Raw genomic sequence first — 25,421 nt, 5'->3', positions numbered from 1 at the left:
GCTTATTTAATCCAAGCTCCGTCCTTGCCAAGCTTATAGCCGTCAACAGTTGTGTTAGCTGCCATTACACCAGAACTATTGAGGAAATACCATTTGCCGTTCACATACTTCCAGCCAGTTGCCATGGCACCGTTACTATTGAGGTAATACCACTTGCCACCCTCTAGCAGCCAGCCCGTTGCCATTGCGCCTGATTTATTTAGGTAATACCAAGTTTTGCCATCCTTCACCCAGCCAGTTGCCATCGCACCTGATTTATTTAAGAAATACCACTTGCCGCCATCTAATAGCCAGCCAGTTGCCATTGCGCCTGATTTATTCAAGTAATACCAAGTATTACCGTCCTTCACCCAGCCAGTTTGCATTTTGCCGTCTTTAGCAAGGTAGTACCATTTACCGGCATCTTGTACCCAGCCAGTTGCCTTTTTACTGTCAACATAGTAGAACCAAGATCCATTTTCAAGTTTCCATACGGATGGTTCAGCATTGGCACGTTTGATAGCAAGTTCCTTGATTGTTTCGTTACCTGCAATGTCTTTTAGCTTCAAGGTAAACTTGTTGTCGCCAAGTTCTAATGGAAGGGTCACTTTCACATTTTGGCTGATTGCTTTCTGCATATCAACTTCGCTATCCGAAGATTTCTTTAATAGGTTATTATCATCGACGAAGAAATCAAGGTAACTGTGGTTATCCTTCAAGTTCACGTCTAAAGTGATTTCTTTAACGTTTGCATCGACTCTTTCCGGCGCGGTAACATTGATTTCACCTTTAGTGGTGTCAATATATACGTAACGAGAAATTGAGAACGGCTTGTTCGCATGATCGACTGTTTCAATAAAGATACCTTGCAGGCCGTCTTTTTCAAACGTCACTTCAGTTGAGAACGTTAAATTGCCTTTGGCGTCTTTTACAATTGGAACTTGTTTGCCAGCAACCTTAACGTATTTAATGCCGATATCATCTGTCACAATCCCTTTTACTGGTACAGTTCGGGAATTATAAGCACCATACGCCTCAGGTGAATTAGACACATAGTTGCCATTCGCATCTTTTTTACCATCAGTAATAAAGATTAATGGCATTTCCACATCACCAATTGCCGCTGTATCTGAAGCAGCATTTTGCGCATAGTCAATCGCAAGTACTTCAACGATTGCTTTTGCCGGTGCGTTCTTAATGACATAGGAAGTGGCCTTGCCATCTTCTAAGACATCGGCAAGTTTGCCGTTAACAAAAATTGCGTAAATTTCAACGCCGGAACCTTCTTCAAATGTCTTCCAAGTAACGGCACCTGTTTCTGGATTGTAGGTAGCATCCACTTTTGGAGCTGTGTTATCAACTAATACTGGAACTTTCTTCGATTGCCATTTAGCACCGGCATAATCGACAACAGATTTGATTTCATAATAGTACAAGCCGTCTTTTACTGTTTTGCCGCCGACTTTACCATCCCATGCTCTGTCTGTTTCATAGTTATAAACAGTGCCACGGCCGCCATCATAGTAGTTTTTCCTTACTTGCGTTTCTGTTTTAACACGGCGGAGTAATTTTTCATCTTTATCCAAGATGTTAAATTGAACTTCAGCGGCATTTCGTAAAAATGCCGGGAACGCATTGACGTCATCATTGTAGCCGTCACCATTTGGTGAAATCGTCCATACATTCTTTTCTGGAATTGGTGCTTGGAACCAATCATCGATCAACATATCGTTAACTGGTTGGTTTGCTCCAAACATACCAGTTGCATCGAAGAATTTGTCTTCACCTAAATCTTTAAAGCCATCAAGGATGGAAGGGTTGTCCCACTTCCCGTAGAAACCTACATACGGAACTGTTAAGTTAGGCGTTTTTTCGTCCTGCGCTTTAAGATTCACAGAACCTTCAACGAAAATGTCTTCTTTAAGATCACGGAATACTTTTTTACCGTCTAGATCATAGCCAGGAATTTTCGCTTTTGATAAATCAACTTTAACAGTGAAATCGACTGACTTGCCAGCAGGTACCGTTACTGTCTTCGGTGCATCAATCTTGGCATCTTTCATGTCACCAGCTTCTAAAGCATTATAATCCGGGGCATCTTTTTCATATTGATAGAAAGTATCTGTTAAGACTTTTGCATTTACATCATACGTAACAGCTTTGTCTGTAACGTTTTTAGCCGTGAAAGTCATTTCGAATTTTTTCGATTGGAAATCCTTCAATTCTACCTTTGGTTCACCATTGGACTTGTTGACCACATATACAGGTGTAGTCACAGCAGAATGGGTTTGCATCATTCCAGCACCTTGACGGCGTGGTGAGAATGGCTGTCCTTCTAAATCATCGATCACCTTAGCCGTATTCATTAATAATACTTTTGCCACGTGTGTTCGATCCGCTACAGATAAATCTTTAAAGCGCTTATCTGCTTGCAGGTATTCTTGAACGAGTGCAGACCCGCCGGCAACGTGTGGCGCTGCCATTGAAGTACCACTCATAAGTGCATACTTATCATTGTTTACAGTAGAATAAATATTGCCGCCTGGTGCGGTAATTTCCGGCTTCATTTCAAGGGATGGTGTTGTTCCCCATGAAGTAAAGTCTGTCATCCGGCCCATTTCAGGACTTTCAGATTTCTTGATTTGAGAAACTTTAAGGGTTTTTTGGCCAGCCGCAATCGCAGTATTGAGCGTTTCCCCTTCAGCTTTTGAGATAAACATGAATGGCGCATCCCAGCCGCCTTGATTGTCGTAAGGAACTCCGTTGGTTGCATTCCAGACGATAATACCTGCTGCGCCGGCAGCAGCCGCGTTTGTCGTTTTATCAACAAATGTTAAGCTTCCGCGTGGAACAACGACAACTTTTCCTTTCACATCAAGACCTTTATAATCCTCTGGGGTACCAAGTTTAGCTCCAAGGCTGACAAGTTCAAGTTTGCCGCCATTATCGGCCACAAGCTTATTCCAATCATCGATACCTTTACCTACAGCCGAGAAGTTTGTATTCCCCTCTAACGTAATCGCATGCTGGAACAAGTAGGCTTCATTTCCAGCTGCCGCAACAGAGATGGTATCTGGATTTAATCCAGGCGCTCCAACTACGCCGATATCAGGGTTTTTCGCAAATGGATCATCCCAGCCGTATCCAAGATGCTGTGAGTTCCCTGCAGAAACCGCACAAACAATCCCGTTTGCTGTTGCTCGTCGAATGGCAAGATCCTCAGCACTGTTTTCTTCATAGAAGGATGCAGTTGAACCAAGGCTCATATTTAATACATCGGCACCAAGCTTGATGGAATCATCAATCGCCGCCAGATAAATATCAGATGTTGTTGAAGGGAAAAGCGGGTCATTACTAAATACCTTCATCCCAAGAACCTGTGCTTCTGGTGCAACCCCTTTAATACCGCCCTTCGATTCGTCACCGTTGGCCGCAACCGTGCCGGCAACGTGCATTCCGTGCATACTTGCTCCAGGTCCAAGGTCAAGGATTGTATTGTTTTGGTCATAATAGTTATAGCCGTAAGGAACTTTGTCTGTATAGAACTTTCCTTTTAAGCCATTATCTTTAACAGCCTTTGCTACTCCATCTTTTGTTAAATCATCTTTAGAAGTGTCTGTTATTTTAAAGTCACGGTGGGACGGATCCACGCCCGTATCAATAACAGCAACAACCATTCCTTCACCCTTAAATCCGGAATCGGACCATGTATCACGTGATTGAATGAAATTATGGCTTGTTTTCATGTTTGGTTCAAGAACAGGACGATTATAGGAATTGGTGAGATATACCTTTTTTACGCCTGCAATCGCTTCAAGCTTGGCCACATCTCCATAGGCAACCTCGCCGCTGAAACCGTTGAATGCTGTTGCATACTGCTGTTTGTAATCAATTTTAATACCCTTGGAGGTAATTTTGCTCTTAACAGACTTTTGTTGGCTGTCAACCTTTGAGGCAAGTGAAGATTTAGTATCCTCAGATAATTCTTTGAAAAGTTTTCCCTGCTTTGTTGCATATTCAACAGGTGTTTGGCCGTCTACCTCGACGATAACACGAACCTTATCAGTGGCCTTTAGGGATGCTTTTGCACTATTTAGCTTTGAATCTGCTGCTTTCAGAGACTGCTTTGCTGTTTGATACTGCTTTAATTGTTGAAGCTTTGAATTCAAATCACCAGGCTTATAGGTCGTGGCTGCGGATGCTTGAGACACTAAACTAAAGTTCGACAATACTAGAGCTGATGCTAAAGCATATGTAGCAATTTTACGTTGCTTATTGTGGTTCTTATTGCTCATTAATGATTTCCCCCCTATTAAAATGGTCATAGAAAATTTAACTATTAACCTTTCATCGTGTATATTCTCCCTTTTTGTTTGAAAAGTCGAAATATACAAATATAATTCTAGTATTTTTTACTAGTGAAGGTCAACAGTTAATTCGGGAAACGAAGAAAAAACTTTCGCAATATTCGACAATTTGACCTATGTCGATTGTCGCGTTCGGTTCCAAAGGGCGTTCAAATGGGTTGTGGAAAAATGATTTCAGGTTTTATATACATTGATGTCAGAAAACTGCGGGATTACTGGTAATTTTTTTGTAGGAAATCAGAGAAAAACCTCGGAGGACAGCCATTCTTTTCTGTCCAGATTGCCGGCTCCCATCTGTTTACTTGATATAAATTTTTTTAAATGCAATTTTTAAAGAATAATAGTCTTATCGTAAAAAAATAACTGTTCCTGTTTCTGATGATAGAATAGCAGCGAACGACCTAAATCTTTTTACTCAGCAAAACATTTACTGAAAAACTCGGGAATTAATAGATTTTTTGTCACTTTTTGTAGTAGGATAGTAATAGTTTCTTTCCATTCTATTACAAACGGAGGGCTGAAGATGCTGACCGCCGCCCAAAAAAAAGTGAAGCAGGAGCTGGAGGAACTGCAATCTAACAGCCTTTTCCAAAAGGAAGAAGAGCGCATTTCTCCTGACAACAAACGCTCGATGAAAAAATGGATTTTTTCGCTAATCGGAGTCCTGTTATTTTGTTCGTTTATGATCATACATTTTTCGTTTTCCAATCATGAAGAAATCGTTTCCTACTTAACAATAGAGCAAAATTATACCGAGCAAAGCGTGCAATTACTGAATGACATTCTTGAAAAAAGGAATCTTGATCTCCAGATGGCCAAAGAAACACAAGCTACGTTTTTATCTAAGGAAAGGGATGTCAAGGCCCCGGCCAGCTTTAAGAACCATCATCAGGATATGATTGCTGCTATGGAACAACGACTTACTATCCTTAGCTACCTAGCAGGTAAAAATATTGACCCAGTTCGGCTTAATAAATATTTAATTGAGCTGGATGTGAAGCAAGAATTGGCCGCCGATAGTTTACGAAAAGCTTTTGAACGGGAAAAGATTGAATATGTCGTCAAGGATGATGGCACGGTTCAATATTGGATTAATTCCAAATCCTATCAAATTAATTAAAAAAGAGCTGACGCAAGCAATAATGGCGTCAGCTCTTTCTATGGTTGGCGATTGGTTATTCGGCGTTTTGAAAAACTTCGGCCGTTTGCTGCAGCTCAATCGTCTGCATCTCCCGGTTTAATCGTCTTTGGTGCACTTTTTCCAGCGTAAACAGGATCAGATGGACACCAAATATGATGATGGCAAACCGTTCGACAGCGTATTCGACATAATACCATGACAGCGTGGCTGTTATATCGTAAAGGGCATGGACGAGCACGATCACCCACAGGTTTCGTGTCCATAATAGAATGAAGCCCAATAAGAGGCCCATGTTGGCGAACGTGATGATGGCACCAATTTTGATTGACCATGGCTGTTCGGCAGCTAATGTATGGTCGATACCGAACAGGATCGATGTAAGAAATAGGGCCGCCATCAGGAAAAGGTCTCTTCTGCCGCTCTCCCAGCGCTTCCGGAAAATTCGTTTAAAAATCATGAGGAAGAAAATGATATAGGCCAGCCGCCAAACCTCTTCTAAACCTGCGAGAATGTCTGCGAATATATCGTAGCCCACCAAGTCTACCTTTTCGAAAAAAGCCCAAACCGGTTCTGTCGTCGTTTGTACATCTCCGGGGTCATACGCCTGCATGTCGGCATAATCTTGAACGTACTGATCATAATCATCGCTAAAGTCCTGGAATATGAAAGTTGAATAAACATTATTCAACGTACTTCCAAGGGAAAATATCAGAAATGCACCTGTGAATTGAAGCATTAGCTGCCGTTTTGTTTTCGCTTTGTCCTCTGGACGGCCGAGGCGCCGGTAAAGCTTCAAACCGATAAAAAACGAGGACACCATAAGGGCATCATACAGGGTGCCGGCCATCGAACTGTACCTGGTTAGATAGAGAAGAACCTCCGCGCCAATGGTCACAACAAGGATGGAAAAAAGCAGCTTCTTTGAAATCGGTCTTGTTAAATTCGTTGTCATAACGTCATTCCCTGCTAGTTTTATTTGGTCGATCTATCTTCCTATAATAGTTACCGCTAGTATCCCAAACCCATTTAAAAACAGCAGGAAAAGGAAACAGAAAAGCGCCCACTTCCATTTTCTTATCACGATTTTGTCTCCTTCAAATTTATTTGCCCTGAACCTTTTGTTGCTTTTACGAGATTTCAATAGTAATAATTTAACATATCAATCGTCATTTTTCACCGTTTCCCGTGAAAATAAAAAGTGTGATTATTTACAAAACTTACCTTCCAATTTATACTTTATTATATAAAAATTAACAGCTACATACTATATGAATAGGAGATTGGCTAAATGAAGCGTCTTTTTTCCATCATTCTCTTGGTCGCAGCAATACTCATATTATCAGCAACAAATCCTGAACGCTCGGACTATCTCGAATGGATTAATCACAAGACAATCGATAAATCCTCAACGCTGCTGGAAAAAGGCATTCTAACACTTGCCGGGAAATCCATTTTTGATGCTGGAACCACAAAAGAAGATTATTTTATTTTTTCCATCTACAAAACGGATTTTTCCGAGGTGGGTATGGGGAAAGTCACCTCGATTGGGATTTTCAATCATTTTATCCCGTTGTCAGGCACTGAAGAATAATAACAAAGGCCGGTCCCTTATAAAGACCGGCCTTTGCTATTATTCGATTTTTTCAATCTGGAAAACAGGAACGCGTATTTGTTCGCCATAATCATCGGTTATGTTTGCGTAGCTAGTAAACATTCCGATAACGGTATAATCCCTGTAGATCATCAGTGTTGATTGCCCCATTAGCAATAAATACGTTTTATCCCAGCGATTGGTACTATAGTTATAGGTTTCCGACAAGGTAACCAGGGCGCCGCCGTTTTGATTCACTGTCGTGTAGGCAGTGAAGCGGACCTTTTTCCCGTAGTACTGGGCAATATCCTGTACGGAAATATCAACGTAGTCTACTTTTATTTTTGTAAACTGGTAGTCTCCGTCGCTGCCCGGCTCATAGTAGGCCAGCTGGCCAGCCCCGGAACCGGTCGGATTATAGGCCAATAAAACATTCTTTGCTTCAATGGTAAGGTTATCTGCCTCAACATCCAGAATTTTCCCCATTGAATTGGCGCGGACTTCATAGGCAATATAACGGTGCTTCCGTTCCGAAGATTTTGCCTCGATGTAAATAACCGGGTAGTCGGATTGGCCCAAATTACTCTGGAAGGTGAGCTTGCTTATCGTTGGCGAACCCTGGAGACTTCCTTCCGTAACTACCATCGCCTCTTCCCCCTTAAGCTTGCCAAGATAAATCCCGCCGTCTTTGGAGATGGCCGCAATCACACTGTCCGCTCCCCATTTGTTTTTCGCGTTCACGAAATGAGGAAATTCCTTTCCAGGATACAGACGCTGGAGCACGCGAATCGGTTCATATTTATCCCAGGCGATGTTGGCATTGGTGAGAAGCTGATCGGTATTTTCTAATGGCCTTAAGGCTTCATAAATACTGATGGCATCTGCGAACTTATTGCTCGCGACGAGTTTATTCGCATTGGCAAGTAAGTCAGCCTTTGATTTTTCGATAAACGGAAAAACTCTAGCCGCTCCCATGCTCGCTGACAGTCTCTTCACGGTGTTGGCCTGCTCGGCAAAGGTGGAATAATCCTTCTTTGTAAGCGCCGCGGAAAGGACTTTGACCAAATGGCTGTCAAGGGTGTCCGTAAGCCAGCGGGAATCAATCGAAAACTTAGCGAGCATCCCGAATTGGCGCTCGCCTTCGACAGTAATATCGACAACCGGAGCGTTTGCTGCGGTTAATTTATTCATCTTGCCTGAGTAATACGTTCGGAAGGAGGTTTGAATCTCTTTCGTTTTTTTAGTGTCGCCGCCGAAATATTCAGCAGGCACCTGATTCAAGCTGTTAAAAACCTCTTCCTCTTCAGCACTGCTCTTTGGCGAATAATTTTGTAATTTTGCTAGATTCGTCTGCTTAATCTCTGAAAAATATCCCAGCATATCATGATCAAGCTTCGTAAATGCGACCATTTCTTCATACATTTGCTTTTGAATCACGGTGCCTGACACCCATTTTTTCCGGCTCTCCTGCCATCTGTCGTACATATCAACGAGTTTGTCGAGGTCGTTTTGTTTGTAATAGCCAGCGGCTTTTTCATCTAGATCATCGATTACTTCGCGAATGGGTGAAAGAATCGACAGCTTTTGATTGATATCCTGATTATGATCTGTAACCGCTACATTCAGCTTGGCTGCCCGGAACTTCTTTTCTGCCGCTCGTAAGTTCCCAGAGTTATATAACTGCATCGCTTCCTTATAAGTAGTGATTTTCTCATGGGCCATAATAATTTTTCCACCGACAAGCACGAGCAGAAAAACGAGGATTAGCAAGAAAAAATTCCGGGACATATTCACTTTTTTATAAACTGTCAATTTAAACATGGCGCTTGTGTCCTTTCTATGAAACAAACCGCTTGAAATCAGGGTCGTAATTATACTTCATCGCAACCAATCGCTTTGTCTTTTCTAAAAGATCGCCCCAGTCCACTTCGGGGTTGGAATAGAGAATATTGCAAAGCCGAAGGACACGTTCCTTTGGAAAGTATTCAAGAAATTCTTCGATAAACTCGGAAAATTCAACGATGTACAGCTTCATTCGTAACGATGTTCCAGCAACAGCAATGAGCGAATCCATCCCGAAGTCGATGACAATCGCATCACGATAGTGGATAAAATAGGCGATGCACTTCTTCGTGATCAGCGTCCGATTGATTCTTAATACCTCAAGGGCATATTGCACAAAATCCTTATCATAGGATGAAGGAATAAGCGGTTCAAGCTCAAGCTCCATATCACTTCTGAGGATAATTTCGTTTAATACCATCACGCGGCGGATTTTCAGCTGATCACTATGAATAAAATCGCCAATCTCGCGGAGCTTTTCATAGGCGGGAGCAAGCCGCTCTTCTTTGACATCTGCTTTGGCAAGCTCACTGTCAAACTGGATGCCGGATTGGATTCTTTTGAAATCGGCCCTGAGGAGCCTTTTTAGCTGGGTGAAAAACTCACTTTTCATGAAGACGAACGTCAGGACGACATAACTGATGCAAAAAATTAAACCAGCGATTAAGGAATAATACAAGGTTTGAACTGTTGGAGCGGCAACAATGCCAATGCTTACAATGATTAAAATCCACATTGCTTCGGTAAGTACACGGTTTTTAAAAATCGATTTGACTAATCTTTCGATGCCAACATAAGCGGAGCCGCATTTCGAGCAGTTCTGATCCTTAAGAACGGAATAACGATTGCATTTTTTACACATTTTCAGCTTTTGATGGTGATATTTCGTCCGCTTCTTCTTGGATAACTGGACGGCCTGTTTAGCCAATGGAATCACCTTCATTAAGCATAATCACTAATTCATCGTCAATCCCTTCGAAGTCGCCGCTGTTCCGTTTATTTTTGAATAATTTATACGTTTTCCAGATAAGGATTACAACTAGAATACTAGTAAACACAATACTATAAATACTCATTCTGATTCCTCCTATTCGGATAAATACCAGCTATTTTTCGGCAAAAAGTTACATAGATTTTCCATTAAATACATTAATTTATATTATAATAGGAAATTTTTATTATATCTAGGGAATTATTGTTTGGGAATATTCTGGCAGTGGTGGTAAAATGGGGATATCACGCAGAAACTTGTTACTTTTGCGCGAAAAAGGAAACTGCTGGTGGGGGTTCTTACAGATGTTAAAAAAATGGTTTAGTAGTTTGATAGTCATCGCTTGGCTTTTCGGCAATTTAAGCTCCATAGTTGTACACGCCGCAAGTCCATTAAGTTCCACATCGAGAATGGAAGGGATGCTCGTAGTTGATGTTAGTAACTCAATGAAAAGCAGCGACCCAAACAACATCAGTAATGAAGCGATGAAGATGTTTATTGATATGGCCTCCCTCAAAGGAGATAAGATTGGCGCCATTGCTTATTCCGATGAAGTCATGCGTGAAAAGGCGCTTGTCAAAATCCAGTCCGAACAGGACAAGAACGATCTGAAAGAGTTCATCGATTCAGTTGAAAAATATATGTATACGGATATATCCACCGGGGTAAAGGAAGCCGTCAAGGTGCTGGATTCAAGCCATGAGCAAGGTTACTTTCCGCTGATTGTCGTCTTGGCCGACGGCAACAATGAACTTGACCCGAAGAAACCGAAAACGGTGAAACAGGCGGATGATGACCTAGCCAAAGCAGTTGCTAATGCGAAGGCCAAGGGATATCCCATCTATACGATAGGCTTGAACGCCGATGGGAAGCTCAACAAGGATGTGCTGACAAATGTCGCCAAAAGCACGAACGGGAAATTCTTTGAGACAAGCTCAGCAGATAAGCTTCCGGCGATCCTCAGTGAGATTTTTGCGAACCATTTAAAGTTAAAAATTGTCCCTGTTAACCAAGTCGTTGGCAACGGACAATTCCAGGATATCAAAATTAATGTTCCGAATGAGAATGTCTTAGAAGCCAATATTTCGTTAATTTCAAGCGCTCCGGTTGAAGTCAAGCTGATCGATCCTTCCGGTAAAGAGCTGGCGATTCCATCCGACCAAGTCCTCTTGTCGAAATCGAAGACGTACTCCATGGTCAAGCTGATGAAGCCTGTTCAAGGCGATTGGACACTGAAGGTCAAAGGGGTTCCAAAGGATAAAATTGATATTAATCTTGTCTTCAACTATGACTTGCAGCTGAAGCTGGCCCCGCTCGCCAAACAGAGCTACAAAGCTGGCGAAACCGTCAAGATTGGCGCCTTTTTTGAAGATAACGGCAAAGTGATTAGCGACAAAGATATTTATCAATCCATGAAGGCGACTCTGTATGTCAAAGACCTCGACAATGGTAAAACAGAGGAATTCGCCTTACAAACGGATGATCAGGGCTTTGCAGGCCAATTCAAGCTTGGGAATGCTGCAAACTATGAGGTCGTGGTCAAGGCTGAGGACAATAGCTTTTTCCGGGAGTCACCGCCGCAAAAGATTACTGTTCAAAAGACCCAGGCGGCTTCTCTAGTGACCAAACCAAGTCAAACGGAGGTTGATAAACCATTCCCTTGGCTCAATGTCGTCCTTGGTGTAATCGGTGCCCTCTTACTCACGGCCCTTGTTTACTTCCTCTTGGCGAAAATGAAAGAGAAAAACCGCGGCTTTAGCGGGCAAATCGTCATCGAAATAAAGGATGAAGATACAGGAGAACGCACCAATCCGCAATTTAAGAAATTGAAAGCCTTTAAAGGCAAATTCCGCCTGCATCAGCTGTTGTCGCTAGCGCCGGAGTTCGCGGAAACGGAACAAATTATCTTCAAGCCGGCTTCCGGTGATACCTTGAGGCTCGTTAATAACTCCGACTGCACGATTGAAAAAGGCGGCCGGGCGGTTGATGCAAAGCGCGGCCTTGATGTGAAGAAAAACGACCGCCTGCGCATCGTATTAAAAAAGGTTAATAAATCAGTCTATATCGAGTATATAAGTTAAATAGACGTATTGGGTGTCAGGCACGGTAAGCGGTGCCTGACACCCCTCATAAAGAACACATCAGGGAGGAATTTTTGCATGAAAGCAAATGTCAAAGAGCATATCCAGCAATTAGATGTTTCCTTAGGCGGAGGCATTATTTCGGAGAAAATCCGTGTTGATACGATTGATAATCCAATGCTCGTAATCGGCCTCGGCGGCACAGGGATTGATGCCCTGCTCAGGCTGAAATATCAAGTAAACCGCCGTTTTAAGCTTCCCCAGGATCCTTTATCGAAAAAGAAAAAGGAAAAACCAAATAATATTGAGTTCCTGGCATTTGAAACGAATGAGCATGACCGCAACAAAAAGTACAATGGGATTGGCCTAGACCCGAACAAAGAATTCGTTCTGCTCTCCAACCCAGAAATCGGGAGTCTGCTTTCAAATCGGAGCACAATTGAATCCTATATTAAGGAATGGTTGTCACCGGAATTGTCGATTACCGATGGAATCAGCGGCGCTTCCGGTGTCCGTCAGGCCGGTCGCCTGCTCCTTTTTACAAAAATCAATCAAGTTGTCAAAACGATTGAGAAAAAGATTGAGGCTGTGCTCGAAGGTACTGGGAAGCGCTTATACGTCTTCCTCCTTACAGGACTTTCCGGCGGAACCGGGAGTGGCTGCTACCTCGATATTGCCTATATCACTCGCGGCATCATGGAGCGTAAATTTGGTCCAACCGGTGTCGATAAGGTCAGCATGCTTGGCTATCTGTTCACGCCTGATGTGAATTTATCAAAACGAGGCCTAAGCTCGCACACCGCCGAATACATTGAAAAAAATGGCTATGCAGCCTTAAAAGAGCTTGATTACTGGATGAACTGTGATGAAAGAAATGAGCGCTTCAAAATGAAATACGGAAGCATCTTAGAGGTCAATTCGCCCATGCCGCCATTTAATCTCTGTCACTTAATTTCCGGAACGAATCTTGAAGGCAAATGGCTCGAGAATGCGTATGATTACTGCATGAACGTCACAGCTGAAAATATCACCAACTTCATGGCCAGTGAAGAAAAACAATCAGGCGAAGAGTTTGCTATCCACGACTATATCAGTAATATTCGCACCAATATTGCGGTCATGCCGAAGCCATATGCCGCTAACTATCAGTACAACATTATCGGCGCTTCGATGGCGGAGATTCCGCTCGAAGAAATGACGACCTATATCGGCTACAAGCTGTTTGAAAAAATGAACACGATGTTTGATGCTGGTCCCGACCAAGCGGAGGTGGAGCAATTTACCGAACGGCTCCGGATTGACCCGGATTCTGTCCATCAGCGTTTCAACGAGCGGGTCCCGGAACCATTATCCGGCTTTGAAAATAGCGACCGCTTCTCTTACAACAACGTGATTAAAACGTCTGTCATCAATCTAGATGAAGAGTTAGAGCGGGAATTTTTAGTTAAGGCCAGAGAAGAGTACCGCAAATGCAAGCGTCAGCTTCCTGGAGAAATCATGGAAGAATTCCGGCGCCAAATTGAGCGCTTGTTCCTGCACCCGAAAAAAGGGCCAATATTTGCATCACGCTTGATTCACTCAAACGATGGCTTTTGTCTATTAAAAACCTTACAGGTATATATGGATGGCCTGCGCGACCGCTTAGAGCGGCTGCCTAAAGCGATTCAAGGGGAACAGGAGTATGCCCTCAACCGTCTTGAGGATGCAAGAAGCGCCTTTATTTCGAAAGAGAAGAAAAAGAATGCCTATATCGAGGCAAAGCTGAATGAAGTGTATGCAAAAGCTGAAAAGGCGCGGATTGAGGAAATGATCGAATTCTACGAGGATTTGTACCAGCTCCTCAATAACCAGAATAATAAGATTTATGAAGTGTATAAGGAAATTCTCGAAACGCTGAAGGGTATTTTTGAAAAGAATGCCGATATTCTTGTCGATGGCGAAGAAGTCAGACAGGAAGACAATGTCACCTATTATTGGCATTTAGTCAGTGTCCCGGATGTTGCCCGCGAAATTCAGCGAATGTTTGATTCCAAGGACGGCGAAATCCTCGTGCAGCAATGGTCGGAAATGCTCCTTGAAAAATCAGCCTATTGGGTGAAGGAATCAGATGTGGATGTTGTCGGCACCGTTTCCGAATTTTTGACTGACCAGTTCGGTGAATTGATTACCAAGTCGATGGAAGACTTCTTAAGGCTCAAATATGGCGAAGAGGAGCCAATTGACAGGATTATTGAAGAGAAAATTGCAGCAAGGCTTGACCGTGATGCCCTGCCGGTGTTCCATCTTGCTAACAGCACCGGCCAGCTTCACTTCCCTGAGTGGGGATTTGTCTCCGTTCCCGTGAAGGCACCGAAGATATTAGCAGGAATCAAGAATTTCCAGAAGCATTCGATCAGCCAATCTCATTTTACTGTGAAAGAAAGTGAACTAAAGAACCGAATTTTCTGGTTGAACACGAAAAACGGGATTCCGTTGTTCGCCTACTCGCCGCTGCCAATTTACGAAAATTCGTATGAAAAAACGATTTTAGAAAAAGAAGGCGTCGGCCGCCATCTTGTCCAAACGGATAAGGAAAACTGGGCCTACCTCCCTTCACCGATTCCAGAAAAATCATGGGGAGATACGTACGAAAACCAGCGCGTCAAAGCGTACAATGCCAGGATCCGCGCCATGTTTGATCAAGCTGTGGAGTTCGGTACGATTAGCGAGAAGACTTCCGATCAAAACACGAGTGCACGCTTCTCGTGCAGGTTTACAAAAGATGTAAACCTAGAGCAGTTATTTGCGGCGCATGAAGTGGATGCAAAACAGCTAGACAAAGCGAGTCTTGGGAATTTGAAGCAGGTCCACCGCCAGCTGAAAGAAATGATGGCCGGCGCTATCGAATCCGCTGGTGCCAGTGATATTTTCGGCAGTACGAACTTGGAGATGGCAAAGGAAAACTTCATCCGTTCGCCGAAGCTGATTGAAAAGGTGAAATTGGAAGTTAGAAAGTACAGCGAGATTCGTGAAAAAATCGCTGAGATTGAGCAATTTATTGCCTCACAAAATGAAAAAGAAGCATCGCTAAATCAGTTCATCCAGGCCGTTTACACTAAAACCATCCGCAAACGCGGCGCCCTTTACGTCTACGATAAAGAGGTTGAGGAAGATGCGTGGGAACCGTTTGTTAACTTAATGAAGACAACGAAGTTTGTTGATTTCGAGATTTTTCAAGCCTTTAGAGCGCTAAGTCCGAAACAGATGGACCAGCTTGAAAAGAAATCAGAGCGGCGCAGCAATGACTTAATTAGTCAAGAAAGCGCGGCAGAGCTGACTGCGGCATTAGAGGAAATGGCGGCAGCCTATCAAAAGGAAAAAGAAGCCCTTGATTACGACTACAAGGACCTTGTCAACGGTGAAGAATTGTACAGCTTCTATAAAGAAATGATGATAAAGGTTAATGAAATGCTACGGCAGTTGAAATCGTAATTGCTAGTCAATATGGCGGGTGGGTGACACCAACTGTCGGTTAGCGGCGCTCAACTGTCGCGAAGCTGCCGTCAACTGTCGTTTGGCGGTGCTCAACTGTCGTTGGCCGCGCGCAACTGTCGTTTAGCGGTGCTCAACTGTCGCGTGGCTGGCGCCAACTGTCGTTTGGCGGTGCTCAACTGTCGCGTGGCTGGCGCCAACTGTCGTTTAGCGGTGCTCAACTGTCGCGTGGCTGGCGCCAACTGTCGTTTGGCGGCCTCCAACTGTCGTCTGGCCAATTTTCTATTATATAAGCAACTATTTAGGCCACATGCGGGATTTGCTGTGGCCTGCCATCTTATCATACCCAGCTTGGGGGGGAACAGCTTGCGAGAACTTCTACAACAGTATGCCAACACCTATGCTAACCAGCTTGAGAAAATGACACTTGAAGAAAATGAGCAGCGCAGTGTCAACCATCCGATTGTCTTTTTATTTTTGGGTGATTCTGTTAAGGATGCACTCCAGTCGGTCATGACGATTAATGAAGAGAAATGGCATAACAGCTCGGGTGTCTTATATTTTCACGCCCATCAAACAGACACCATTACGAGGGATAACCTGTTATCCATTCAGATCCCTGGCCATGGACTTGACCGTAAATACAAACGCAAGGGCATTTACGATGCCTTTTACCGTGATGAAGATTTGTTGATTGAACTAAATAAAAGCTTTCGGAAGCTGTCGTCAAAGGTCGCAGAATACGGCAAGGTTTATTCCTCCTTGCAAAAAGTAAATGTTTGCGTCGTGACGGCCGTCGACGACCCTGCCAATATCCTGATCCAGGAATTTACGCTGCTATTGAAAAGTATTCTAAAGGAGTCGTTTCGACTTGTTGAGGTCGATTTATATGGATTGATCAAGGAGAAGCAAGATGGCGATAATTTTGCCCTGTCCGCGTCGCTCGGGATTAGTTTTTTCAACGAATTAGATGGCTATCAAGCCGATGAATACAGCTTTGAAAAGGACATTCAGCTGACAGAGGATTACCTGAAGCTGCCGGTTAGTCACCCTCCTTCCCCACTCTTTGACCTGGTCTATGTATTAAGCGACAAAAATGAAGATGGGTTAATTTCAAGTGATGCCGGACGGCAAAACTATGAGATTATCAGCAATCTTAATCTCTTAAAAAACCGGAAAATGATTACCGACTACCATGAAAAGATGGACAGCTATAATCATCAGGATTTCAAAAGAGGCATCAGGGGGAATTCAGCGGAACCGGTTTATGCGTCCGCGGGCTTTGCGAAGGTGAACCGCCCCAACAAGGCGATTGCCCTTCAAGCGGCAAGTCATTTTTTCACTGAAGTGCTTACATCTTTAAAAGCTTCCAGTGCGGAACCGGTTGAAAAAGTACTCAGCCTATTCGGTTTATCCGAGGCATCTTTTCAAAAATACTTTCAAACCTATTTGCCGTCTGATGAAAAACTAGCAGACATGAATAGCTTAATGGCGGTCTCCCATTCCTATCAAACCGTCAAAAGAATGTCGGTTAAGGAAGCGGAAGAATTTTTGTATGAAGGCGGTACGGAAGCCTTCTTCACCGTTAACTTTGAAGACGCTGTTCATGATAATTTACAATCACTGAACTTAAAAGAGCATATCGAACGCAGCCTCGCTGACAATGTGATCAATCATGAAAAATACGGCTTATATTGTGCCTATCTATGGACCGCCCCGGATTCTTTCTCGTCTGAGGTGAGCGTCATCGCTGAAATCCAAAAACTGCTCCGAAGCACAAAAAACGACCGCTTAACAGCAGAAGCGGAGCTCGGACAGCTCTACCAGCAAATGGTTGACAGCTGTGATTTCAAAAAGAGCTACCTCCCTTTTGCCGATAAGAAAAACCTAAACAGCTTTTTAGACTACTTTTTCGATACGGTTTACGGGACAAAATACGAAATTCTCAAGCTGAAGGTAAAGCAAGCAATCTTAACGCAATACCTAGAGGTGTTAGAAGCGAGACACCTCTATATCCGGAAGAAAATGACGATTATTGACGAGGTTCAATCCTGTCTGAAGCAAGCGGCGCTTGAGAGTCTTTATGATGCCGATGATTATTTGGATCAAAATATTGCCGAATACTATGGCGAGATTATTAGCGCGATAACCAAAAAGCTGAAGGAAAAACGGGGGCCTAATTTTCTGATGGATGAGCGCTTCTTCGGAAACCTGCTTTCCTTGCTCGAAAACGGCACAGCTGCCTTGTTAGAAAGAGTCCTGCTCCTGTGCAATCGCAATGTGTTAACGCAGGATGAATTCCACCGCAGCTTTGAAGATGAGCTGTTAGAGCGGGCCAATGTTATGACGCGCTATGACAACCGGGATGTTCTTTCCAAAGAGGACTTGTTCAAGCAATTGCATGCGCGCCTGCAAGAAAATTCGGCGATTCATATTGAAGTTTATAACTATACACAAGAACACCGCTATGAGGAAAGGTACTTCTTTGGCGATTTTTACAGCAAATTCATGAAGTTCGCCTTAGAAAAGGAACAGGAAACAAGGCAGTTCAAGGCGGGCTGCGCCCATGAGAAAAAATCAAGCGGCATTGAAAAGCTGGCGCTGATGGGAGGCTTCCAGCTAAAAGACTTAATGTACCACCGTAACGGTCAACGTTACTACAAAGCCTACTGCGAAAATGGTTATCAGTTCCATGCGGAATCCGTGAAAACCAACTCTATTTCTTAAGGAGATTGTGAAGATGCCGGTTCGAAAGTTTAGTTTCCTCTTTTTTATTTTTAGTATTATTGCCGGATTTATCGGCGCTGTGATTGGCGAATGGTTATTGGATTCCTATTACGGCGTCTGGCCCAATATCCTGTTAATGGGGGCCTATTTTGGCCAGCTGGCCTTTATTGCCGGCCTGCTTGTTCTACTGGCAGAAATCATCAGCCCGGTCATTAACGGCCGGAGCTGGCGCCTAGAATACTCAGGCCTTTCTTGGAAGTTTCTAGTTCCGTCGACACTTGTGATGCTGTTTGGTGCCGGACTTATTTTTCAATTCTTATATTCTCTTAATTTCTCAAATGTTAAACCGCCGGACGACATTGTCATGGTCATGGATATTTCTGACAGTATGAATGAAACCGACCCTGGCCGCGAAAGCCTGAAGGCTGCTGGTAAGCTGATTGCCAATATGGAGCCGACGCATCGTGCCTCGATTATTTCTTTTAATGAGAAAGCTTCTACAACAAAATCGATGTTTAGCATTGGTGATCAACAAGAACGGACAGATGCCATCGACCAAATCAATCATTTGGAATACAGCGGGGGCACTGATATTGGCCATGCCTTGGACACGGCCATTCACGAGATTGACGACAATCAACAGTCAGGCCGGAAATCAATGGTGATTCTTTTTTCTGACGGCTACAGTGAGCTCGACCTCGATGCGGTTGCCAAGCCCTATCAAAGCAAGGGCATCATCATCAATACGATTGGGATGAGCCAAATTGACCGCGGCGGCGCTCAGCTCCTCAAATTGATTGCATCGCGTACGGGCGGTTCGTTCTATGATGTCAAAAAAGCCGATGAGTTAACAAATGTGTTTGAAAAAATTTATTTAGAAAACCAGGACCGTCTGCTCGTCACAGAACGGCACGGCTTGTTTAAAGACAGCCTCTATCTTGCTGTGCTCCGTGTTGTGTTGATGACGTTAATCGGCGGACTGTTCGGTCTCGCGCTCGGAATCGTCTTTGACAACCGTTATCTCGCAAAAAGCTATGGAATCACTGGCTTGATTTCCGGACTATTGGCCGGGCTTGTGCTTGAGCTTGGTTTGCAGGACAGCCTGATGTCAGGATTCTCTTACCGCATGGCAGCGGCGATATTATTAACTGCGCTGACTGCCCTCGGGACGATGATCATCCCGATTCGCGAGAAATTTGCCGGACGTCCGGGGCGACATTCCGGCGGGTCGGATGTTTCCGTTCGTGATGCGTCCTCGAAAAGAAATCAGTATAACAAAGGATTTTAACACGCTTACGTTTTAAAGAGTTGGAGGTGATATTCGGTGAACTGGGAACCCATTACTTCCCCTGTCCAGGAAATAAGAGACTTACGCAAGGCCGTCCGTGATTCTGAGGTTCATCTCACCTGGTTTTGGTCCAACGAGATTGACTTTGTTTATATTTACAAAGCTCCGGCCGATGGCCTCCGAACAATCAGCGAAATCAGAGAACAGGATTTGACGCTCTACACGCGCGAGGAATATAAAGCGAACCAGGGGTATCATGGCAGAATCGATGGCGTCGGCCGTACTGCCTTTCGCATCTTCCCCTGCCAGAAGCGGGACGGCCAGCTGGTCATTTACAGGCAGGAGAACGACGATAATCTTATTTATATATCAGGCTCGAAAGCGAAGATTTATTTTTCCATCACCTATAAAAATAAACTCTTTCAGTCTCGGAAAAAGGTAAAAATTTCGATCATGTCTGAGCTTGAGCTTGATAAAGAACTGCTCGTATATGTGAAAAAAACTGGCGGCGTTCCAAGCTCGATTGATGACGGGACGGTCTACCCGTTTGTGCGCGGCTTCCCCTCAGGGAAAACGGTGGCGCCGGAAATTGAAATCGACAAAAATGAGTTTATTCGCATCTTTTTTAGCAACGGAAGGACATCAGCGCAGTATTTCGAGCTGATACCTGAATAGGGGGACCATACATGTTTGCATTACTTAAACGAATCTTTGAAAAAAAACAACCGCCGAAAGAAAGATTGCCATTTTACGATATTGTCTGTCCGTACTGTTTTTCAAAATTTCATCATGAAGACGTCGTCTTTCGGGCGGCCCACCATCGTGACGATGATGAGGCCCTTGCGCTTCAGGAAGATGAACTACTAAACAATTATCGGGAGAAATTTGGGCTCGCTCCAATTGATGAACTTGAGGCGATTATTTATCCATCACTGATTCCCGAGGAGAATAAAATTTATTCTGACCGTGTTCTTATGGGTGTCTCCGATAAATATACGGTCGTGACTAGGAACCGCTTATGCCCGGCCTGTCATAACGACCTTCCGGTAACCGCGGGCAAGCATCCAAGCAATATTGTCTCGATTGTTGGCGCTACAAGCGTTGGAAAATCGGTTTACATGACGTCGCTGATTCATACGCTGCAGCATGTGACCGCGAACAATTTCGATGCGGCTTGTATTCCGCTCGATAATGAAATCAGTAAGCGATTCCGCCGGGAGTACGAGATTCCGCTTTTTGAAAATGGGAAATTACTTAAATCGACGGAAACAACGAACCGCCAGGAGCCGTTTATTTTTCAATTTGTCTTTAAGGATGAGGACCAGGCGCCGCTGACACTCGTATTTTTCGATGTCGCTGGCGAGGGAATGACCGACAAGGAATACATCAAGCTTCATGCGGCCCATATCAAAAATTCAGCGGGCATTCTCTTCCTCGTTGATCCGATGCAGATTCGCGCCATCCGTGAAAAGTTGATCCATCAATTGGGTGAAAATCCCGGGAAGATTGTTGGCTTAGCCGATGAACCGCGCGAGGTCGTGATTTCGCTGTTTGGCGATTTCATTGCCCATCTTGAAAATAGTAAGACCGATATCCCAACCGCCGTCGTGTTAACGAAGAGCGATCTCTTAAATGCCCTAAAACACGAAGATGGTGAATATATCCGCAATAACAGCAATGTTTTTCATAATGTCACCCATCGGGGCTTTCTGAATCTCGATGAATATGAAAATATCAACGGCGAAATCAGACGCTTCCTGCAAAAGGTCGATATTCCATTTGTGAATGCCCTTGATGTTTATTTTAAGGATACATCCTATTTTGCGGTATCCGCCCTTGGAAGCAACCCGGTCGACCAGGAGGTCAGCGGTATTATTAGTCCGATCCGTGTCGATGAACCGTTTATCTGGCTGCTTTATAAGCTGGGGTATATTGAAGGGAGAAATGAGCAGTGACCGAAAAGTTCATTCAACAACAGATATATACCCGGGAACGGGGCGGGATTTTCCACGCGACCGACGGCTACGACACGATTGCGATTTCCGAAGGGCTTGATAAAGCGTTGGTGAAGAAGTATCTGCATCCTTTTTGTATGTATCATGCACCCAAAACATTAACCGAGCGCGGTGAAAAGGATGCTTCCCTCTATCCGGAGGCCGTGACGATTTTTCAGCCGGAAACCGGTGAGCTTGTTATCGGTCAGTCCGTGTTCGTGCCCGCCGATTTCACTGGCCAGCGGAGCACCTTCTTCACGCATAATTATATTATTCCGGAAGGAATGAAGGATGACTGGATCAAGCATCCTGATATGATTTTTCAACTGAATGACTTTAAAACCTCCTATGATGTCGGATTAGGAAAGGTTCTGGCGGAACGGGAGACTGTTGACCATGGCGGGATGGATATTCTTTCCGTGAAAAATACCCTTCTTGATGTGTTAGGAATTACTGAAGTGCATTTTAAGCAGCTATTGTTCGCGGTGATGTCGTCGATTGCCGGGAAGAAAAAGGTATTCATTTCGCTTGGCGTGCCAGTGGAGGAATATTCGAAATATGCCTTGCAGTTACTAGAGCTGATCTATCTGTATTTACCGTATGCCCACCGGAGGAAATTAGGGGCGCTGACTTTTTCGAGTGAGCCGGCAGGGAAGAATTATCTGCATGTAATGTTTTATGAGCCGGGCACGTTAAATGTCGCCGATCGTTCAATTGAAAAGCAGTTTATTTTCGATTTTGCCGGCGGCGGCCGTATTTCCGGGGTTGAGATCGATGGCCAGGAGCACGAGTATTTGGACTTTGCCCTCCATCATTTCTCTGAATCGAAGCGAATTGATGAGTTTCTTGTGTTCTCAGAGATGGCGTTATCAGGCTTGGGCATTGAGCAGAAACTGGAATTAGCAAGCTATTACCAGCTAACGGCTATTTATTTAACGCTAAACTATGGCGATCTCTCTTTATATCAGAAGAATAAAATTGGCTTTTTACATAGTTTGCTGAAATTTTTCCAGGCTAAAATTGAAGCGAAACCAGAGTTGGTTCAGCTATTTTTACAGCTGTTAGCGGAGGAGAAATTAGCGGCAGATCCCGGGTCAGTGCTCGATTACATCGGTGCGGTCATTGCCATCAACAAATCCTTGCGCTGCGATGAGGCGCTCACCTTCATCCTTGATACGCTTGAGTACTATCAACATGATCCGTTGTTCGATAAATTATGGAAAGCGATTGAACAGGACAAGCTCTGCCATGAGGCGTTATTGATGTATATTAATGAGCATCCAGATTATGACGTCCTCCTTGAGCTGTATCTTGATAAACGTTTTAAACCGCTTGTCCGCATTGGAGACATCCTTAACGAACTGAAAATAATGCTGGGCTCACCCTATCTTTTGAGTATCGAGAAATTTAAAACGACGGCAATTAAAAAGGCCATCTCCGCGATCAGCAATGAAAAGAAGCCCTTTAAGGCGGTGCTGGCCGTGAACGATTTTAAAATCGAGCAACAAAGTGCTCCGTTTGCGGAATTTAAGAATAAATTGCTTGCCAATGTTAAGATGGCCCTGTTGCGTTCGATTCGTTTACGGGACATTTCAACAGAGGACATTCTGTCATTTGGGACAATTTTTCCGAAAAAATTAAATGTAATCGACATAAAAGATGCGAAGGTTAAGAGTAACTATCAGGTTGCCAATGTCCTGTATCAGCTCATCAGCAGCCCGTCGCAAGCCGATTTGATCAATTTAAGATTGTTAACTGTCGTAGAGCGCGAACAGCTGCGCGATGTCCTGTTGCGGATATTACGAAATAATCCTGCTCCTGAACAAATTCCCCTGCTGTTGATTGCCTTTGGCTCGGAATATGACGGGTTTGATTATCAAGGGTTATTCGAACACCTGGTAAAGCATAGTAATGAAAAGATGATGCTTGCCTTTATTCGCGGGAATGCAAGACTGGTTGAATCTGACCCGAGCTATAAACGGTCACTAAGAAAATATTTAATCACGCATCCAAAATCGATTTGGAAAAATAGAGCGCTGCGCAATGAGCTGAAGGATATCAAAAACTACAGCCTGCAAAAATTACTAAAGGATGTTGAAACCGAAACGGCCAGCCCGTTGGTAAAATTTCTGAAAAGGAATGGCTTGAAATTGGGGTTGGCCCTTGTCATCCTTGGCGGCGTCGGCGGCGGGGCTTGGTTTGGACTAGATTATTTTTTTGGTAAGGACAAACCAGCACCGAAAACCATCGAGACCGCAACGGATAATATGAAGCCACCTGTTGATGATAGGAAAGAAGACCTTCCGATTTCTTTGGCGGGATTTACCAAGGCGATTGTAGGTGTGGATGGTAAGTCTTTTGATATCGCCATTAAAGGAAGCCAAGTAAAGAAAATATACGGACAAGTTCAACCAAGTGGTGCGCAAAGTCTATTTTTGATTGATAGTACTGACCATTCATGGCCAATGGATTTAGGCTCAGATTTCAATCCCAGCCCATTTGATCAAAATGGGATGTTAATAGAGGGGTTTTCATTTTCTGCAGCTGAATATGATTTAACAGGCGATGAAATCCCGGAAGTAGTCATGGCGGCTAGCAATAGAACCTCGGAAACATATGTCTGGGTTTATTCCATTAATACCGATGGGCTAAAGCAAGAGCCGGCTATCCTCAAACCGATTTATACGGTTAAAGGACAACAGGATGTAAAGCTCATTGACAAAAAACTTATTCTACCAATCGATGGTCAAGATATAGTCCACGAATACTCAAGCGCAAGCAAAACATTTGAAAAGCAAAAAAACAACCAATAAAGCTGGAACATGAAAGGCGATGGAAAAATCCATCGCCTTTTTACTACAATCGGCCCCTCTGAATTAAAGTCATCCCTTTTGCACTCGTTTTCCACCTTTCGGGCATGAAACCCTCCTATATTTCATATGTGAATTTCAATGTGTTTTAGACTGTGTTTTGACTGTTAGTATCTCTAAAGTGACCCGTTAATTTTTTTGGCGAGTTTTCTTTTATTTATACCGTTGAAGCTCATCATATTTTTCATCATGTAAGAAATCGACAAATTCGTTTGCCAGTTCACCAATATGAATTAATTCTTCCCATCCATCCATTATCCCTTGGAAGAATTCGGCTGGAATCGTAAAATCAAGTAATGGTTCGCCTGATTTACTGGTAATGGATGTATATAAATTTCCAGGTGGTTCTTTCAAGGTGAGCAAGTCCTTAAAGGTGATCTCCTTGTTATTTAATTTAAATTTTACCTGAATTTCATATACGTTCAAGATATCGTTAAAGATATCGGCCAATTCTTGTATTTGTTCATCAGTAAGCTCTGTTGGATCCGAGGTTTCTAAAAATTGTTCAATCCGATAATCCAGCGATTGCATTTGATCAAGTTGATCTTTTTTGTTTTCCTCAACCTGGGCTAAGTAATTAAAGAATTTCTGTAATTCTTCCTCCGTGATCCCAAATTGGGCTAATTGACCGCTAATATCACCAAAGTTTTCGTCGTGGTTCGTATAAAAGGCAAGGGAATTATCTAAATCCTCAATAAATTTATAGTCAGCTAATGAATCACCAAATTGATCCAAAAGATCATTTAGTTCCTTTTGCGACAGATTGTATTTGGTTAATAACTCCTGTAAGTTTGTAGGATTTATTGGCGTCCCCAAGAAATCCTCAAGTTCCGCTACAGTATCAAACGAATCTAATGGAATTTCGTAATAATCTAGGTACTCCACTAATTGCTGCTTTGTCCAGCCGATTTTCGTCAAGTATTGGTTTAGTTCATTCTGGGGTGGTGCTGCATTTGCTACAGGAACATTGGCCATCAGTAGCAAGGTAAGTATACAAGCAAATATTGATTTTTGGTAATTCACATGTAAGCCCCCTTTATCTAGAATCCTCTAGGACCCTTTTGATAATCTTCCCTATA

General features: G+C 43.5%; 15 protein-coding genes. 9 read left to right on the top strand and 6 right to left on the bottom strand.

Annotated elements, in window-relative coordinates:
• Positions 1 to 2 precede the first annotated feature (2 nt).
• A complete protein-coding gene (locus tag ACIQCO_RS03430) occupies positions 3 to 4,274 on the bottom strand; it encodes a S8 family serine peptidase (RefSeq protein ID WP_400425982.1) in 4,272 nt (1,423 codons plus the stop codon).
• Between the two features lie 595 nt (positions 4,275 to 4,869).
• Between ACIQCO_RS03430 and ACIQCO_RS03425 the strand changes: the two genes are divergently transcribed.
• Complete coding sequence (locus tag ACIQCO_RS03425; RefSeq protein WP_400425980.1) at positions 4,870 to 5,466, top strand: hypothetical protein; 597 nt, start codon at positions 4,870 to 4,872, stop codon at positions 5,464 to 5,466.
• Between the two features lie 55 nt (positions 5,467 to 5,521).
• Here the strand turns inward: ACIQCO_RS03425 and ACIQCO_RS03420 are convergent, their stop codons facing one another.
• Positions 5,522 to 6,439, bottom strand: a complete 918-nt coding sequence (locus ACIQCO_RS03420) for a CPBP family intramembrane glutamic endopeptidase (protein WP_400425979.1) — start codon at positions 6,437 to 6,439, stop codon at positions 5,522 to 5,524.
• Between the two features lie 336 nt (positions 6,440 to 6,775).
• Here ACIQCO_RS03420 and ACIQCO_RS03415 point away from each other — a divergent pair, with 336 nt between their 5' ends.
• Positions 6,776 to 7,078, top strand: a complete 303-nt coding sequence (locus tag ACIQCO_RS03415) for a DUF4359 domain-containing protein (RefSeq protein ID WP_400425977.1) — start codon at positions 6,776 to 6,778, stop codon at positions 7,076 to 7,078.
• 39 nt (positions 7,079 to 7,117) lie between these two features.
• Here the strand turns inward: ACIQCO_RS03415 and ACIQCO_RS03410 are convergent, their stop codons facing one another.
• The 3 genes from ACIQCO_RS03410 to ACIQCO_RS03400 are packed head-to-tail and all read right to left on the bottom strand — an operon-like array spanning position 7,118 to position 9,996.
• Positions 7,118 to 8,899: a hypothetical protein gene (locus ACIQCO_RS03410; protein ID WP_400425975.1), complete on the bottom strand. Its 1,782-nt coding sequence runs from the start codon at positions 8,897 to 8,899 to the stop codon at positions 7,118 to 7,120.
• Between the two features lie 16 nt (positions 8,900 to 8,915).
• Positions 8,916 to 9,863, bottom strand: coding sequence for a hypothetical protein (locus ACIQCO_RS03405; RefSeq protein WP_400425973.1), 948 nt, complete (start codon positions 9,861 to 9,863; stop codon positions 8,916 to 8,918).
• Positions 9,841 to 9,996, bottom strand: a complete 156-nt coding sequence (locus ACIQCO_RS03400) for a hypothetical protein (protein ID WP_156351169.1) — start codon at positions 9,994 to 9,996, stop codon at positions 9,841 to 9,843. The genes ACIQCO_RS03405 and ACIQCO_RS03400 overlap by 23 nt, the downstream gene beginning before the upstream one ends.
• Positions 9,997 to 10,216: 220 nt before the next feature.
• On the opposite strand from ACIQCO_RS03400, the gene ACIQCO_RS03395 reads away from it, so the two are divergent.
• The 7 genes from ACIQCO_RS03395 to ACIQCO_RS03365 all read left to right on the top strand — a co-directional run bounded on the left by ACIQCO_RS03395 (position 10,217) and on the right by ACIQCO_RS03365 (position 24,285).
• Positions 10,217 to 11,992, top strand: coding sequence for a VWA domain-containing protein (locus tag ACIQCO_RS03395; RefSeq protein WP_400425971.1), 1,776 nt, complete (start codon positions 10,217 to 10,219; stop codon positions 11,990 to 11,992).
• A 78-nt stretch (positions 11,993 to 12,070) separates the two neighbouring features.
• The gene (locus ACIQCO_RS03390) at positions 12,071 to 15,463 is read left to right on the top strand and encodes a tubulin-like doman-containing protein (RefSeq protein WP_400425969.1); all 3,393 of its coding nucleotides are present in this window, start codon (positions 12,071 to 12,073) and stop codon (positions 15,461 to 15,463) included.
• A 366-nt stretch (positions 15,464 to 15,829) separates the two neighbouring features.
• A complete protein-coding gene (locus tag ACIQCO_RS03385; RefSeq protein ID WP_400425967.1) occupies positions 15,830 to 18,190 on the top strand; it encodes a hypothetical protein in 2,361 nt (786 codons plus the stop codon).
• Between the two features lie 13 nt (positions 18,191 to 18,203).
• Positions 18,204 to 19,478 (top strand): vWA domain-containing protein, encoded by a 1,275-nt coding sequence (locus tag ACIQCO_RS03380; RefSeq protein WP_400425965.1) that lies wholly within the window; start codon positions 18,204 to 18,206, stop codon positions 19,476 to 19,478.
• A gap of 36 nt (positions 19,479 to 19,514) precedes the next feature.
• Positions 19,515 to 20,153, top strand: coding sequence for a beta-mannanase (locus tag ACIQCO_RS03375; protein WP_400425963.1), 639 nt, complete (start codon positions 19,515 to 19,517; stop codon positions 20,151 to 20,153).
• A gap of 11 nt (positions 20,154 to 20,164) precedes the next feature.
• Positions 20,165 to 21,433 (top strand): TRAFAC clade GTPase domain-containing protein, encoded by a 1,269-nt coding sequence (locus ACIQCO_RS03370; RefSeq protein WP_400425961.1) that lies wholly within the window; start codon positions 20,165 to 20,167, stop codon positions 21,431 to 21,433.
• The gene (locus tag ACIQCO_RS03365) at positions 21,430 to 24,285 is read left to right on the top strand and encodes a GAP1-N2 domain-containing protein (protein WP_400425959.1); all 2,856 of its coding nucleotides are present in this window, start codon (positions 21,430 to 21,432) and stop codon (positions 24,283 to 24,285) included. Before ACIQCO_RS03370 ends, ACIQCO_RS03365 begins: the two co-directional genes overlap by 4 nt.
• A gap of 210 nt (positions 24,286 to 24,495) precedes the next feature.
• Here the strand turns inward: ACIQCO_RS03365 and ACIQCO_RS03360 are convergent, their stop codons facing one another.
• Complete coding sequence (locus tag ACIQCO_RS03360; RefSeq protein ID WP_400425957.1) at positions 24,496 to 25,365, bottom strand: processed acidic surface protein; 870 nt, start codon at positions 25,363 to 25,365, stop codon at positions 24,496 to 24,498.
• Between the last annotated feature and the right edge of the window lie 56 nt (positions 25,366 to 25,421).

Source organism: Neobacillus sp. NPDC093127 (genome assembly GCF_044754175.1).
In the GTDB taxonomy this organism is placed as follows: domain Bacteria; phylum Bacillota; class Bacilli; order Bacillales; family Cytobacillaceae; genus Neobacillus.
Note: the sequence above shows the minus strand (reverse complement) of the source record. Positions and strands in the feature narration are given on the sequence as shown.